Source organism: Gordonia jinghuaiqii (assembly GCF_014041935.1).
Classification (GTDB): Bacteria; Actinomycetota; Actinomycetes; order Mycobacteriales; family Mycobacteriaceae; genus Gordonia; species Gordonia jinghuaiqii.
Genome location: NZ_CP059491.1, coordinates 707,850 through 722,521 on the forward strand (window position 1 = coordinate 707,850; position 14,672 = coordinate 722,521).

A 14,672-nucleotide genomic window follows, 5' to 3' on the forward strand; every position below is an offset into this window, starting at 1 on the left:
GATTCGCACTGCGCCGAGCTCGGGGAGGGTGACGCCATGACGCCGGTCTTCCGGCATGCGCTGGGTTCGGAATTCGATCGGCTCCACCCCAACGTCGCATGGCGCTACGGCATCGACTCCACGTCGGGGGTCGCCCAGATCTGCACCGGCATCTATGAGTCGGTCTACATCTCCTCGGCGTTACCGCCGCCCGCGCTCTGGCACTACGCGAAACGCAATGCGCTGCCCTCGAAGACGAGTCGCATGGTGCCGTTCACCCAGGGGTATTACTGCTACAGCGACGAGCTCGAGCGGGAGTCGCTCGCGGTGCTGCGCACCTTCCGGTACACCACGGGCCCGCGCAAACTGAACTCGCTGCTGGTCGCGGGCCGCAGCGGGATCGTCGACTACTTCGGCGACGGCCCCGAGTTCCTGTATCCGATCGAACCGTCGGTGACCCCGTCCGGTGAGCTGCTCCTCGAGACCGGACCCATGCGCTGGCTCGGCCGCGGCCCCAAGGTGGGTATGCGCGGGTTGTTCACCGCGCAGATGAAGTACATCGAGGGCTGGGATGAGCGACGGGAGCGGTTCCGCTGCGACATGACCGTCCGCAACCCGGTGATCGGCGAGATCATGCACTTCCGTGGCTGGTTCACCGCGGTGGACCAGGCCTGCGCGTTGCGCGACATCCCCGACGAGGCGTGGCCGGTCAACCTCGTCGACCGCGAGAACTGAGCGCCCACCGCATACTTCGAGACGTTCGTTGCATGACCGGGATGAGCTCGCGGTAGGTTCGCCCCATGTCTGTCTCAGCGAATATCGAATTCGACGTAGCCGCCCCGGTCTCGGTGGTGATGGAAGTGCTCATGGACATCGAGTCCCTCCCGGAGTGGTCGGGTCCCCACAAGGAGGCCGAGATCCTCACCGAGTATTCCGACGGCACCCCGGAGAAGGTACGCATGGTGGTCACCGCCGCAGGTATCTCCGACGAGCAGACGTGCACCTACGAGTGGACCGACAACTCCTGCGAATGGCATCTGCTCGAGTCCAACCAACTGAGCGAGCAGCGCGGCAAGTACACCGTCTCCGAGACCGACACAGGTACCCGCGTGCATTTCGATCTCGCCGTCGACCTCAAGATCAAACTGCCCGGGCTCATCGTCAGGCGTGCCCAGAAGATGGCCGTGGACACCGCGCGCAAGGGACTCACCGCCGAGGCGGAGAAGCGGGCGGCGGGCTGAGGAATTTCGTGACCCGTACGTGACCGGGTGATGGCCGGACCGTGGCGCGCGCCGCAGGTACGCTGAGGGCTCATCTACCCGGTGCCCGTGCAATGGAGGCCAAATCAGTTGAAAATCAAGAAGTTTGCCGCGCGAAGCGTGCTTCTCATGACCGGAATCGCCGGATGTGTCGCATTCGCCGGATTGTCCGGGGAGGGCGTCGCTGCGGCGTCGGCGCATTGTTCGGTGTCCAACGGACATCAGGTCGAGCGGGTCGAGGGACGTAGCGGGTGTGGCGCCAAGGCCGGCGCGGGTAGTCGGGCGAGCGCCGACGATTACAGCAACAGCGGTACTGCCGTCGCGGTCTCCGACAACGGCGCGAACGCGATGGCGTACAACCTGCAGCCCGGGTCGACGGCACTGGCCGGGGCCAACAGTCGCGGAACGGCGATCTCGGTCACGACCGGACCGAGCGCCCTCTCGATCGCACAGGCCCGCCGTGGGGGTACCACGGTGTCGGTCGGTGGCTGGGGCGGACAGGCATACGGCGGCCCCGACGGCGCCCACTGCAGCGGCGGGTTCGCCGCAGCGTTCGACAGCAGCACCGGCAAGGCATGCCTGCGCTCGGGGAGCATCGATCTGAAGAACTGATCTGACCGGTCACCTCCACACGCGAGAAGCCCGGAACACGCCCGACGCTCCGTTCACCGGAGGGTCGGGCGTTGTTTCGTGGTTGGCCCTATCGTTGGGTGGTGACCGACCTCCACTCCGCAGACGCCCAGATGGGCCCCGACTTCAGTGTGCTCAACGGCCGCGAGGCCCTTCAGCAGCTCGTCGACCTGCATGACACCACCCATTTCACGGTGAACGACGACGACGATGACGATCCCGTCCTGCTGACCCTGCCCGAGCGCAACGTCGTCGACACCTGGCGTGAGGACTACCCCTACGACGAGCGCATGAGTCGTCGCGAGTACGAGGTGACCAAACGCCGCCTGCAGATCGAGCTCCTCAAGCTGCAGAAGTGGTCCAAGCAGACCGGTCAGCGGCACCTGCTGGTGTTCGAGGGGCGTGACGCCGCGGGCAAGGGCGGCACCATCAAGCGGTTCAACGAACACCTCAACCCCCGTGGCGCGCGCACCATCGCGCTGGAGAAACCCAGCGAGCGCGAGGCCACCGAGTGGTACTTCCAGCGTTACGTCCAGCACCTGCCGGCCGGCGGTGAGATGGTCTTCTTCGATCGGTCCTGGTACAACCGCGCGGGCGTCGAACGGGTGATGGGGTTCGTCAGCCCCCAGCAGTACACACAGTTCGTCTCGCAGGTGCCTGCCTTCGAGAAGATGCTCGTCGACGACGGCATCAACCTGGTCAAGTTCTGGTTCTCGGTCACCCCGCTCGAACAGCGCACCCGCTTCGCCATCCGGCAGATCGATCCCGTGCGCCAGTGGAAGCTGTCGCCGATGGACCTTGCGTCGCTGGACAAGTGGGATGCCTACACCGAGGCCAAGGAGGCGATGTTCGCCGCCACCGACACCCAGCACGCGCCGTGGACCGTGGTGAAGTCCAACGACAAGAAACGTGCCCGCATCAACGCGATGCGTCATGTGCTGAGCCTGTTCGACTACGACGGCAAGAACGTGGACTTCGTCGGCACACCGGACCCGCTGATCGTCGGGCGCGCCGCGGACGTGATCGGGGAGTAACGGCGACGGCTACTTTCGCGGGCTCGGTAGCCTCGTGGCTGTGCGTAGCTTTCTGAGTTTCTTGTTGACGCTCGTCGCGATGGCGGCGACCGTGGTCGCGGTTCCGTCGATCTGGCTGGATCAGCGCATCGTCGACCAGGAGGGATTCGTCTCCACGGTGGCGCCGATGGCGCAGAACCAGAAGGTCAAGGACTACCTGGCAGACGAGATCGCCGCCCAGGCGACCGCGCGCACCGACCTGCCGATCGCCGGGGCGCTGGTGCGGCCGCTGGCCGCGCGCTACACCGACACCGAGCAGTTCCGGCTCGACTTCGCCGACGTGGTGGGCCAGCAGCACGAGTGGCTGTTCACCGAGCCTGCGCCGGGAGCCGACACCTCCGTCATGCAGCTCGACATCACCGCGATGATCAACCGCGCGCTCAACCTCACCGGCACCGGGAACGAGATCTCCGGCCCCGTGGTCGTCGAATTGACCAACGGCGCTTCGGGTCTGGAAGCGGGACGCTACGCCGAGGTCGGCAAGCAGATCACGCTCCTCGGTTGGTCGGCCGCGGCGGTCGCCGTGCTCGCGGCGTTGGTCGCGTTGCTGGTCGCACGACGCCGCGGCACCGTCTTCGCGTGGCTGGGTGTCGGCGTCGTCGCGGCGGGCGCGTCGACGTGGGCCATCGGAGTGTTCTTCGCCGATCGGGCCAAGCAGGAGGTCGCCGGGGCGGAGCGGTCCGGCCGGGAGGTGGCCGAACTGATCATCGACGGCGCCTACGACGACGTCACCAGGGTGGCGCTCATCGTCGGCGGTGTGGGTGTCGCGATGTTCGCGGTGGGTGTCCTGGGCAGGCTGGTCTTCGCGGGACGACGCTGAGCCAACCGTCGGCTCGGGCGTTCAAAGTGGTACGAACGTCCAATGCGGTCCGGTCCGCAGGTCTGCGCCGCGTTCGGCTGGTGCCCGTGTCAGACTGGCGCGCAGTCCGATTCGCGAACTCGACGAAGGAACCCCATGCCCTCCTCTGACCCTGCCTCTCACCACTTCCAGCTGGGGCTGTTCTCCTCGAACTGCTCCGGCGGTCTGGCCGTGACCAAGGTTCCCGAACGATGGTCGGGATCCTGGGAGGACAATCTGCGTCTGGCGAGCATCGCCGACGAGGTGGGCATCGACTTCATGCTGCCGATCGCACGCTGGATCGGGTACGGCGGCGAGACCAACTTCCACGAGGGCGTACTCGAACCGATCCCGTGGGCGACGGCCATTCTCGCCAAGACCGACCGGCTTCGGGCGTTCGCCACCGTCCACACCGCGTTCAACCATCCGGTGGTGACCGCCAAGCAGATCGCGACCATGGATCAGGTGGCGCCCGGCCGCGCGGGGCTGAACGTCGTGGCGGGCTGGAACCAACCGGAGTACGTGGCCATGGGTTCGGAGCTGCCCACCGACCACGACGCGCGCTACGAGATGGCCCAGGAATGGTTCGACATCATCACCGACCTGTGGACGCGGGAGGGTCGCTGGGACCACGACGGCAAGTTCTGGACGCTGCACGGTCTGGAGGGAGCTCCCAAGCCCGCGGGCGGTCGTGTCCCCGTCCTCAACGCCGGGTCCAGTGCGCAGGGCAAGGCATTCGCGGCCCGCAACGCCGACGTCGTCTTCACCATCGTGGGCAGCCCGGAAGAGGGGGCCGACGTCGTGACCTCGATCCGGGCTCAGTCGGCGGCGCTGGGGCGCAGCGCGGGCGTCGTCTCGCCGACACACGTGGTGTGCAGGCCGACCCGCAGCGAGGCGCAGGAGTACCTGCACTACTACGCCGAGGAGAACGCCGACTGGGAGGCCGTGGACAACCTGATGACCTTGCAGGGCATGCATGCTCAGTCGTTCACCAAGGAGATGCTGGCGACGTTCCGCGGTCGCTTCGCCGCCGGCCACGGCACCTGCCCGATGATCGGCACCCCCGACGATGTCGCCGACGAGATCGTCAAGTTCGCCGCCGCCGGATTCGACGGCATCACGATGGCCTTCGTCGACTACGCCGGTGAACTCGAGTACTTTGCCGCCGAGGTCATGCCGCGACTCGCCGCCCGCGGCATCCGTGCACAGGTCTGACTTCTGAAGTCAGAGTGAGGGATGTGCATCGGTTTGGCGATACGCATCCCTCACTCTGCCTGCTTCCTGAAGGATCAGTGCCCGGCGAATGCCTCGGCCAGCCACCATGCGCCACCGTCGTCGGTGATCTTGGCGTCGATGACCAGGGGACCGGAAGGCTCTGGCGACGAGAGTGTCTCGACCCAGCGTCGGACCGCGTCCAGGTCGTCGAGGCCGGTGACCGTGACGCCGGTGGCGCCGTGACCGCGGGCGATGGCGGCGATGTCGACCTCCGGGAAGGTCACGGTGGTCATGTCGGCGTTCCCGAAGTGGTGGACCTCCGCGCCGTAGGCGGAGTCGTTGTAGACGACGACGACCAGCGGGAGGGCCAGGCGGACGGCGGTCTCCAATTCGGCTATGGCCATGAGGAATCCGCCGTCTCCTGTGCCGAGAACCGGGATGCGCGACGGTTGTGCGAAGGCCGCGCCGATCGCGGTGCCAAGGCCCAGGCCGATCGACTGGAATGCCTGGGTGAAACAGAAACCGAATTCGTCGGGGACCGAGAGATGCGTCGACGGATAGCCCATGAAGTTGCCCGAGTCGATCGACACGATGCGGTCGGCGGGCAGGATCTCGTCGAGCGCGATCGTCAGCGCGCGCGGATCGACCCGACCGGTATCCGGCTCGGCGGTGACCGGAACATCCTGCCAGCGAGCCGAAGTCGCGATCCGCTCGGCAACCGCCGGGGTCCGGTACCCGGTCGGCGGGCTGTCCTGAGCGAGCAGTGCGAGGACGTCGGCCGCCGTGGACGCGCAGTCGCCGATCACGCCGAGGTCGACACCGCGGTGCGCGCCGATGGCATCGACGTCGACGTCGACCTGGGCGACCACGGTCCCGTCGCCGATGAGGCGTCCGTGCCGCATCGTCCACATGTTCAGTGCGCAACCCCAGCCGACGATGAGGTCGGCGTCGCTGATGAGTTCGGCGGTGGTGGGCGAGGAGAAACCACCGGAGATGCCCAGCGAGAACGGGTTTCCGGCGAACAGGCCGTTGGCCACCGCCGATGTCGCGACCAGCGCCCCCGCCGCCTCGGCGAGTGCCGCGATCTCGGGACCCGCACCCCGGCCGCCTCGGCCGGCGACGAAGACCGGACGCGCGGAGGTGCGGATCGCGTCCGCGAGCCGGGCGGCCGACGCGGCGTCGGGCCTGAAGTGTGGTGTTTCGACGGCGATCGCGATCGGGCCGGCCACCTCCGCGGGAGCGGCCGCGACGTCGATCGCGACGTTGAGCACGACGGTGCGTCGTTGCGTCACCGCGGTGCGGAAGGCCCGGGTGACGTCGGCGACCACGGTGCCCGGGCCATGGACTCGTTCGCTCACCGCACCGACACTCGTTGCCAGGGCGGACTGGTCGATCCGGAAGTTCGACCGCAACGCCGCCGCCGGTGCGTCGGCGGTGAGCACGATCATCGGCGTTCGGCTCTTGGCCGCCTCGCCGATGCCGGTGACCGCGTTGGTCAGCCCGCAGCCCTGATGGACCGACAGCACGCCGACCCGCCCCGACATGCGCGAGTACGCGTCGGCCATGCTCGCCGCGCCGCCTTCGTGCCGGGCGGCGGTGAACGGCACGCCGCCGGCGCGCAGCGCGTTGGTCATCACGAAGTTGCCGCTGCCCACGACCCCGAAAACATGTCCGACGCCGAGGTCGGCGAGCACGCGCCCCACCACATCGGCGACCGTGGGGCCGTAGGCGTCCGACGAGGTGGTGGAATCGTGTGCGGCGGTGGCCGTCACGCCACTGTGTCCTCGACGATCGCGAGAACCCGTGCGGGGCTTCCGGTTCCGCCGACGATGGGAAGAGGGCTGACGACGACGACCGCGCCGGTCGGCGGCAGGGAGCCGAGATTGCGCAGGGAGGTCAGGCCGTATTTGTCGTTGCCGAGGAAGAAGTAGTGCACCGGGAAGGCGGGATCGAAACCGCCTGCGAGGCCGGCGTCGACACCGACGGTCTCCACGCCGAGGCCCGCGATCTGACGCTCGGTGGCCAGCCACTGCGCGCATTCGACCGACACCCCGGGGGTGTGCGAGCCGGTGTCGTCGGCGTTGAGGAACTCCGCTTCGGATCCGCCCCGCACCTCCCAGCCCGTGCGCAGCAGTAGCCAGGCGCCTGCGGCCAGAGTGCCGTGTTCGGCCTCCCAGGACTCGATGTCGGCGACGGCGAGGAGGTAGTCGGGGTCGTCGGCCACCGCGGCGGTCAGGTCGAGAACCGCGGCGGGCCCGATGAGGCGCTGCACCGGGATCTGCGAGACGTCGTCGCCGTCGCGTCCGCTGATCCAGTGGATGGGTGCGTCGACATGGGTGCCGATGTGCTCACCGGTGTGAATGTTGTTGTGCCGCCAGTAAGGTCCCGGCTCGTTGTAGGCGCTGACCTCTTCGAGGCTGAAGTCGATCAGGTTCGCGAACGGGGCGGGCAACCGCAGTGCCGGTGTCGAGCTGCTCAACGGGGTGGTCAGGTCGATCACGCGGAGCGAACCGTCGGCGAGCCCGTCGACGAAGCCGGACAGGGGAGTGGCGGTCATGGCGAAGTCCTTTCGGCGGAATCCCTTACGGGGTTCCGCTGATGATGCCAGGCCGACGGCCGGCCCGCGCACTCGTATCGGCCTTGCGCGTTGGGCCGTACCATCTTTCTGCCCGTTGAGCCGGTGACGAGCGCAGCGACGAGCCGCGCCGAGACGACCGCGCCGAGACGAGTGGGGCGAGACGAGTGGGGCGAGACGTCTACTTGCGTGCGCCCCGCCAGTTCATGCCCCAGCCGTACGCCTCGTCGACCTTGTCCTGGGCGCCGCGGATGTAGCGCACCTCGCGGTTGACGACGAGCTCGCCGCCACGGTTCTCCAACAGTGCGATCGCGCACGAGATGGCGGACTGGTCGGCCTCGTCGAGGCGGACCTCGATCTCCGGTCCGCTCGCGGGGAACAAGGTGACCACGCCGTTGGCGGTCGCCCAGTTGGGGGTGCCCTCGTAGATGTAGGCGAAGATCAGGATGCGCCGGATCTGGTTGGTGGCGGAGAGGTCGATGAACATGTTCTCGCCGCCCTTGCCGGAGCGGTCGTCACCGTCGAGGTAGATGATCGGCTTGCCCTGGCGCGGTGCCTGGAACGAGTTGCCCAGGGCCTGGACGATGCCCTTGCTGCCGTCGGTGAACTCCCACATCGCCGCGAGGTCGAGGTCGATGCCCTTGGCCTTGCGGAACAATCCGCCGCCACTGGAGTTCGTCGTCCAGTTCAGGTTGACGCGCACCTGGCCGGTGGTCGCGCCCTGTTTGCTCAGCGAGATGCTCGGCGCCGACTTGGTCAGCGTGATCTTCGACAGCGAGATCGGCTGGGCGGGCGGCTGCTGACTCTGACTCGGCGCCGGCGGTGCCGAAGGGGGCTGGGCGGGCGGCTGCGGCGGCTGCGCCTTCGGTCGCTTGGTGTAGTCGATCCCCATTGTGGTTCCTCATCTCGTCGTTGTGACATCGTCGTCGGTCACGTGATCTCCCGCTCCAGGGTAGTGGAACGGAGTTGGCCGGCGGCCTCGCTCGCTTCCGCCCGGGTGTGGGCCTGCGGGCCCGCACCCGGGCGGCGCGGTGCGACTCGGCCGGCGCGACGGCCTCACATGCAGCTCGGCGAGGCCGGTCCCTGCCGACGATCTGGTGGTTCGTTCACCCGCGTGCCCGGTGCGTTCGACGCGATCCGCTCGCCGCCTCGGCACCGGTGGGTGTTCGATCGGTATCAGGACTCGGGAGACAGTGTCCGCCAAAGGAATTCATAGGCGAGCGCGGACTTGAACGCGGCCTGCTTGTTGTCGGCGGCCCCGCCGTGACCACCTTCGATGTTCTCGTAGTATCGGACGTCGTGACCGGTTTCCTCCAGCCGCGCAACGAGTTTGCGCGCATGGCCCGGGTGGACACGGTCGTCCCGGGTGGACGTGGTGACCAGGATGGGCGGGTACGTCGCGTCGGCGTCGATGTTCTGGTACGGCGAGAACGGCTTCATGAACTCCCACTGCTCGGGGTCGTCGGGGTCGCCGTACTCGGCAACCCACGACGCCCCGGCCAGCAACAGGTGGTAACGCTTCATGTCGATGAGCGGAACCTGGCACACCAAGGCGCCGAACAACTCCGGGTACCTGGTGAGCATCACACCCATGAGCAGGCCGCCGTTGGAACCGCCCTGCGCGCCGAGCTGTGCCGGCGTCGTCAGTCCGGCGTCGACGAGTGCGCGCGCCACGGCGGCGAAATCCTCGTACACCTTGTGCCGGCCCGACTTCTGCGCCTGGGTGTGCCACGACGGTCCGTACTCGCCGCCACCGCGGATGTTCGCGATGACATAGATGCCGCCGCGCTCGATCCAGCTCTGCCCGGCGACGGCGACATAGCCCGGTGTCAGGGCGTTCTCGAAGCCGCCGTACCCGTAGAGCAGGGTCGGGCCGGTGGTCACGTCCCGGCGTCGGACCACGAAGTACGGCACCGCGGTGCCGTCGTCGGAGGTGGCGAAGAACTGTTCGGCCACCACGGAGTCGGAATCGAAGAACGCGGGGCTTCGCTTGATGACCTCGGGGGCGCTGCCGCTGGTGCCGTGCAGCAGGCTCGGGGGATCGGTGAACGACGAGGCCGACCAGAACACCTCGTCGCTCTCGTCGGCGTCGGTGTCGAGAACGGAGACGGTGGCGAGGTCGGGGAGGCCGGGCATGTCGACTTCCCGCCACGTCCCGAGCTCGCGGACCTCGACCCTGGTGTGCACGTCGTGCAACGTCACGATGATGAGATGTGAACGCGTGTAGGCATAGTCGACGAGACTCGTGTGCGGGTCGGGTGTGAAGAGCACGGCCGCGTCGCGGTTGCCCGACCGGTACGACTCGTAGTCGAAGGCCAGGAGGGTTCCCGGCGCGTGGGTGGTGCCGTCGACCGCCCACTCCGAGCGGGTCATCACCAGCAACCAGTTCATCCGCACATGTGCGTGCGCATCGGTGGGGACGTCGAGGAGCTCGGGTACCCCGTCGCGCAGTTCGTAGGTCAGCGAGTTGAAGAAGTCGGTGGAACGGCTGACGAAGTCGCGTTCGAATCCCGGTGTGCTGTCGTGGTAGGCGCCCACCGACACGTCGCTCTTCTCGCCGGCGAAGACGGTGACGGCGTCGTCGAGCGAGGTGCCGCGTGTCCAGCGCTTGACCACGCGCGGATACCCGGAATCGGTCAGCGAGCCGATGCCGTCCGGCTGTTCACCGAAATCGGTTCCGACGAAGACGGTGTCCCGGTCGATCCAGCCGACACTCGACTTGTTCTCCGGCAGCACGAACCCGTCGGTGACCCAGGTGCGGGACGGGATGTCGAACTCGCGGACCACGCTGGCGTCGGCGCCGCCGCGGGACAACGAGATGAGTGCGCGCTCCCACTCCGGACGCAGCACGGTCGCGCCCGCCCAGACCCAGTTCTCGTCCTCGTCGCGGGCGAGCTGATCGACATCGATGATGACGTCCCACTCGGGCGCGTCGGTCACATACGACTCGAGTGTCGTACGGCGCCAGAGCCCGCGCGGGTTGGCCGCATCGCGCCAGAAGTTGTAGAGGTACTCGCCGCGGCGCCTGGCGTAGGGGATGCGGTCGTCGGTGTCGAGCGTGGCAAGGGTCGCGGCCTCGAGTTCCCGGAACCGATCCGATGACGTCAGTGCTTCGACGGTCGGTTCGTTGTGCGCCCGGACCCACGCCAGCGCCTCCTCGCCGGTGACGTCTTCGAGCCACAGGTAGGGATCGTCGGTGGAGACGTCGGGAGCACTGGCATCGTCGCGCGCGGTCATGGCGTCCAATTTACGCGGGCACATCGGACACGGCCGTTGGTGCCTTCGCGTAAACCGAGTGTGAACTGCGCGAATCGCCGATATACGGTCCGATCGGCGGGTAGTGTGACCCAGCGACTCGAGGAGATCCCCATGGCCCCTGCTGAATCCGCCCCCGCCCGCCGCGCCGGACACCCGGCGCCGAGCGCGCCGAGGTGGGGTCGACTGTCATTGGCGGCCTGCTCGGCCCTGTCGGTGATCGCGCTCGTCGCCGCATGCGACAGCGGGTCATCGGGTACCGGTGCGGCACCGTCGGAGCCGTCGGGGTCGTCTGCGATGGTCAACCCGAACGACGTGGCCGCCCAGCCGCTGCCGGCCGACGCCGTCGACAAGGCCGTCGGGCAGCTCGACGGTCTCGTCGCCTCGCTCATGGAGTCGACGAAGATCCCGGGTATCGCGGTCGCGGTGGTGTCCGGTGGAGAAACGAAGTATGCCAAGGGGTTCGGCGTCAAGGACGTGACCACTGGCGCGAAGGTCGACCCGAACACGGTGTTCCAGCTCGCCTCGGTGTCCAAGTCGGTCGGTTCGACGGTCGTCGGCGCCGCGGTCACCGACAAGACGGTCACCTGGGACATGCCCATCGTCGAGTCCTTGCCGTGGTTCGCGCTCGCCGAGCCGTACGTCACCCGCACCGTGACCGTCGGGGACATGTACTCCCATCGGTCGGGACTGCCGGACCACGCCGGCGACAAGCTGGAGGACATGGGCTATTCGCGCAACGAGATCCTCCAGCGCCTGCGCTTCATGCCGCTGGATCCGTTCCGGATCAGCTACGCCTACACCAACTACGGCGTCACGGCGGGCGGTGAGGCGGTGGCGGTCAAAGCGGGCAAGGAGTGGGCGACGCTGTCGCAGGACCTCATCTACGGCCCGTTGGGCATGAACAGCACGAGTTCTCGCTTCGTCGACTTCGCGAAGCGGCCCGATCGTGCGGTCGGACACGTCAAGGTCGACGGCGACTGGGTGAAGTCGCCCATCCCTCGTGAACCCGACGCACAGTCGCCCGCGGGCGGTGTCAGCTCCTCGGTCAACGACATGGCCATCTGGTTGAAAATGGTGCTCGCGCAGGGCAAACACGACGGCCAGGAGATCGTCGCACCCGACGCGTTGCTCCCTGCGGTGTCGCCACAGATCGTGTCCAATCCGCCGCAGTCCCCGGGGGCTCGGCCCGGGTCGTACGGCTTCGGGTTCAACGTCGGGGTGACCGAGGACGCGCGAACGCAGTTCAGTCACGCCGGGGCGTTCGCCTCGGGTGCGGGAACCGTGTTCTCGGTGCTGCCGTCCGCGGACACCGCGATCGTGGTGCTCTCCAATGCGGCTCCGGTCGGGGCGGTCGACGCGCTTGCCGGCGAGTTCATGGACCTGGTGCAGTTCGGCGAGATCCGAAGCGACTGGCGGGCGCTGTACGGCAACGCCTACGCGGCGATGAGTGAACCCAGCGGTGATCTCGTGGGCAAGCAACCGTCCGCCGACGCGGCTCCCGCACAGCCGCTCCCGTCGTATGTGGGCACCTACGCCAACACGGTGTACGGGCCCGCGGAGGTCGTCGAACGCGACGGCGCACTGGTCCTGGAGATGGGCCCCGGCGGCGTCCGAAAGCACCAACTCACGCACTGGGACGGCAACACCTTCACCTTCACCCTGCACGACGAGAACGCCGAACCCGGAACCATCTCACAGGTCAGGTTCGACGGCCCGCGGATGACGGTCGAGTACTACGACGACGAGGAGAGCGACGGGGTCTTCCTCAGGCGCTGACGTTCTGTTCAGCTCGCTGCGCCGCCCACCTACGACGACACGGCGGCCAGCGGGTCCGGCACCTCACCGGTGCGGATGGGGCATCGGGTCTGCGAGTAGATCGTCGGCATGCACAGGTTGCAGTGGATGCACTTGGACTGCGTGGCCGGGTCCTGGGCGAGTCGCAACGGCAGGTCGGGTTCGCGCAGGATGGCGCGACCCATCGCCATGAAGTCGAAGCCTTCGGCCATCGCGAGATCCATCGACGGGCGGTCGGTGATGCCGCCGAGCAGGATCATCGGCAGGTCGACGGCCTTGCGCAGCTCACGTGCCAGAGGCAGTAGATAGCCGTCGTGGTACTGGTAGTTCTTCAGGAAGACCGGCGCAAAAGCCTTGAGCCCGTACTTCATCGCTCCGGAGAACGCGTCGGCGAACTCCTTGCGGGGAGCGTCGCCGTGGAACAGGTACATCGGGTTGAGCAGTGAACTGCCCGCCGTCGGCTCGATGGCGTCGAGGTGGCCGTCGGATTCCAGGAGCTGCGCCACCTGGCACGCCTCGTCGATGTTGAAACCGCTCAGCTTCGCGCGTCCGCGCGCCCGCGCCTTCGGCGACCGTTCGATGTCGGGCCGGCCGACACCGTCATAGGTGTTGAGCTTCACCCAGATCGCGGCCTCGTCGCCGACCTCCTCTCGCACGCTCTCCACCACCTCGCGGGCGATGCGCGCCCTGTTGACCAGACTGCCGCCGTAGGAATCGCGACGACGATTCAACAACGGGGAGAGGAAGCTGGAGATGAGATAGTTGTGGCCGCAATGGATCTCGAGGCCGTCGAAGCCGGAGTCGACGGCGAGGCGCGCTGCGCGTCTGAACTTTACCCGTAGCTCGGCGATGTCGTCGGCGGTGACCTTGCGCGTCACCGACATGCCCATCGGTGCCGGGATGTGCGACGGCCCGAGCGCTTTGGCCCGGTTCGACACCGAGTTGGCGACCGCGCCCGCGTGTCCCAGCTGAGCGGCGGCGAGTGCGCCTTCGGAGTGGATGGCGTCGGTCAGCTTCTGCAGGCCCGGCACCGCCTCGGGGCGCATGTAGATCTGGTGGCGGTCGGTCCGGCCCTCCGGCGAGATCGCGCAGTAGGCGACCGTGCTCATCGCCACGCCGCCGGCCGCGACCTCCCGGTGGAACTCGATCAACTCGTCGGTCACCACCGCGTCGGGCGTCATGCCCTCGAACGTGGCGCATTTGATCAGGCGGTTCCGCAGGGTGAGCGGTCCCAGCTTCGCGGGGCTGAACGGTCCGGTGGTGGGGCTGTCCACAACAGGTCCTCTCGTCGGGTGTCGGTGTCGGCGGGGCTGTCGGCGTGAGTGGGATCAGGCGGGTGAGATCAGTGGGTCGGCTTCAGGTGGAGTGCGGCGGCGCGGACAGGCCTGCGCTGACGAAGCCGGTCAGGGCGCTCACCGCTGGTTTGCCCAGCGGCTCGGTGCCGCCGAAGCGCAACAGGATCAGCTGGAAGGCGAGCGCCCAGCGCCGGCGGGCCTCGGTTGCACTCAGCCCCGGTATCGCGTCGGTGAGGATGTCGGCGAACGGGCCGAGATCAAACCAGCGCGAGCTCCAGTTCGCCGTCGGGCGCGTCAGCACGAACCGCGAGAGCAGGCGCAGATGCAGATGGCCCGTCGGATCGCGTTGCAGCTCGACGAAGGGCGCGACCAGCACGTCGACGAGCTGTGCGGGTGAACAGCCCGTGGCATCGATCGCGCCCAGCGGATCGGCCCACAGCGGGGCCAGCCGGGACTCGAGCAGAGCGATGGTGAGGTCGTCCTTGGTGCCGAAGTGGTAGTGCACGGCAGCCGGATTCGCCTGGGCCGCGGCGCAGATGGCGCGGACGGAGACGCGGTCGTAACCCTCGGTCAGGAACAGGCGCTCGGCGACGGTGAGGAGGGCGTCGCGGGTGGCCGTCGGGTGCGATTGGGGTATCGGACCCACCGGAGTATCGGTGGTCTGGGTCACACCGTCGATCAAACCACATCTCAATCACCGTTTCAATCAGTGATTGAATTCCGGCGGTTGCTACCGGCGAGTAGTGGGACACTCTG

The 14,672-nt window shown here is 67.7% G+C and carries 13 protein-coding genes; 7 read left to right on the forward strand and 6 right to left on the reverse strand.

Going from position 1 to position 14,672, the window contains the following annotated elements:
* Positions 1-36: 36 nt before the first annotated feature.
* The 6 genes from H1R19_RS03095 (at position 37) to H1R19_RS03120 (ending at position 4,994) form a co-directional block, all read left to right on the forward strand.
* Complete coding sequence (locus H1R19_RS03095; protein WP_188329382.1) at positions 37-714, forward strand: DUF4166 domain-containing protein; 678 nt, start codon at positions 37-39, stop codon at positions 712-714.
* Positions 715-779: 65 nt separating this feature from the next.
* On the forward strand, positions 780-1,220 hold the full coding sequence (locus H1R19_RS03100) for an SRPBCC family protein (RefSeq protein ID WP_188329383.1): 441 nt from the start codon (positions 780-782) through the stop codon (positions 1,218-1,220).
* Positions 1,221-1,328: 108 nt separating this feature from the next.
* Complete coding sequence (locus H1R19_RS03105) at positions 1,329-1,850, forward strand: DUF6764 family protein (protein ID WP_188329384.1); 522 nt, start codon at positions 1,329-1,331, stop codon at positions 1,848-1,850.
* A 101-nt stretch (positions 1,851-1,951) separates the two neighbouring features.
* Complete coding sequence (ppk2, locus tag H1R19_RS03110; RefSeq protein WP_188329385.1) at positions 1,952-2,902, forward strand: polyphosphate kinase 2; 951 nt, start codon at positions 1,952-1,954, stop codon at positions 2,900-2,902.
* 40 nt (positions 2,903-2,942) lie between these two features.
* On the forward strand, positions 2,943-3,761 hold the full coding sequence (locus H1R19_RS03115) for a hypothetical protein (RefSeq protein ID WP_219850543.1): 819 nt from the start codon (positions 2,943-2,945) through the stop codon (positions 3,759-3,761).
* 135 nt (positions 3,762-3,896) lie between these two features.
* On the forward strand, positions 3,897-4,994 hold the full coding sequence (locus H1R19_RS03120; protein WP_188329387.1) for an LLM class flavin-dependent oxidoreductase: 1,098 nt from the start codon (positions 3,897-3,899) through the stop codon (positions 4,992-4,994).
* A gap of 74 nt (positions 4,995-5,068) precedes the next feature.
* Here H1R19_RS03120 and H1R19_RS03125 read toward each other — a convergent pair whose 3' ends face one another.
* From H1R19_RS03125 to H1R19_RS03140, 4 genes are all read right to left on the reverse strand, one after another.
* Positions 5,069-6,766 carry a thiamine pyrophosphate-binding protein gene (locus H1R19_RS03125; RefSeq protein ID WP_244970851.1) on the reverse strand — a complete coding sequence of 566 codons (1,698 nt, stop codon included), beginning with the start codon at positions 6,764-6,766 and terminating at the stop codon, positions 5,069-5,071.
* A complete protein-coding gene (locus H1R19_RS03130) occupies positions 6,763-7,551 on the reverse strand; it encodes a cyclase family protein (protein WP_219850544.1) in 789 nt (262 codons plus the stop codon). Before H1R19_RS03130 ends, H1R19_RS03125 begins: the two co-directional genes overlap by 4 nt.
* Positions 7,552-7,750: 199 nt before the next feature.
* On the reverse strand, positions 7,751-8,461 hold the full coding sequence (locus H1R19_RS03135; protein WP_188329389.1) for a TerD family protein: 711 nt from the start codon (positions 8,459-8,461) through the stop codon (positions 7,751-7,753).
* A 284-nt stretch (positions 8,462-8,745) separates the two neighbouring features.
* The gene (locus H1R19_RS03140; RefSeq protein ID WP_219850545.1) at positions 8,746-10,806 is read right to left on the reverse strand and encodes a prolyl oligopeptidase family serine peptidase; all 2,061 of its coding nucleotides are present in this window, start codon (positions 10,804-10,806) and stop codon (positions 8,746-8,748) included.
* Between the two features lie 132 nt (positions 10,807-10,938).
* Between H1R19_RS03140 and H1R19_RS03145 the strand changes: the two genes are divergently transcribed.
* The gene (locus H1R19_RS03145; RefSeq protein WP_219850546.1) at positions 10,939-12,603 is read left to right on the forward strand and encodes a serine hydrolase; all 1,665 of its coding nucleotides are present in this window, start codon (positions 10,939-10,941) and stop codon (positions 12,601-12,603) included.
* A 29-nt stretch (positions 12,604-12,632) separates the two neighbouring features.
* Here H1R19_RS03145 and H1R19_RS03150 read toward each other — a convergent pair whose 3' ends face one another.
* Entirely contained in the window at positions 12,633-13,895 is a 1,263-nt protein-coding gene (locus H1R19_RS03150) for an oxidoreductase (RefSeq protein WP_219850547.1), read from the reverse strand.
* Positions 13,896-13,977: 82 nt separating this feature from the next.
* Entirely contained in the window at positions 13,978-14,586 is a 609-nt protein-coding gene (locus tag H1R19_RS03155; RefSeq protein ID WP_219850548.1) for a TetR/AcrR family transcriptional regulator, read from the reverse strand.
* Positions 14,587-14,672 lie beyond the last annotated feature (86 nt).

Excerpts from the sequence above, each read along its gene's own strand:
- H1R19_RS03095 (WP_188329382.1), top strand. The coding sequence starts at position 37 with ATGACGCCGGTCTTCCGGCATGCGCTGGGTTCGGAATTCGATCGGCTC.
- H1R19_RS03100 (WP_188329383.1), top strand. The coding sequence starts at position 780 with ATGTCTGTCTCAGCGAATATCGAATTCGACGTAGCCGCCCCGGTCTCG.
- H1R19_RS03120 (WP_188329387.1), top strand. The coding sequence starts at position 3,897 with ATGCCCTCCTCTGACCCTGCCTCTCACCACTTCCAGCTGGGGCTGTTC.
- H1R19_RS03130 (WP_219850544.1), bottom strand. The coding sequence starts at position 7,551 with ATGACCGCCACTCCCCTGTCCGGCTTCGTCGACGGGCTCGCCGACGGT.
- H1R19_RS03135 (WP_188329389.1), bottom strand. The coding sequence starts at position 8,461 with ATGGGGATCGACTACACCAAGCGACCGAAGGCGCAGCCGCCGCAGCCG.
- H1R19_RS03140 (WP_219850545.1), bottom strand. The coding sequence starts at position 10,806 with ATGACCGCGCGCGACGATGCCAGTGCTCCCGACGTCTCCACCGACGAT.
- H1R19_RS03145 (WP_219850546.1), top strand. The coding sequence starts at position 10,939 with ATGGCCCCTGCTGAATCCGCCCCCGCCCGCCGCGCCGGACACCCGGCG.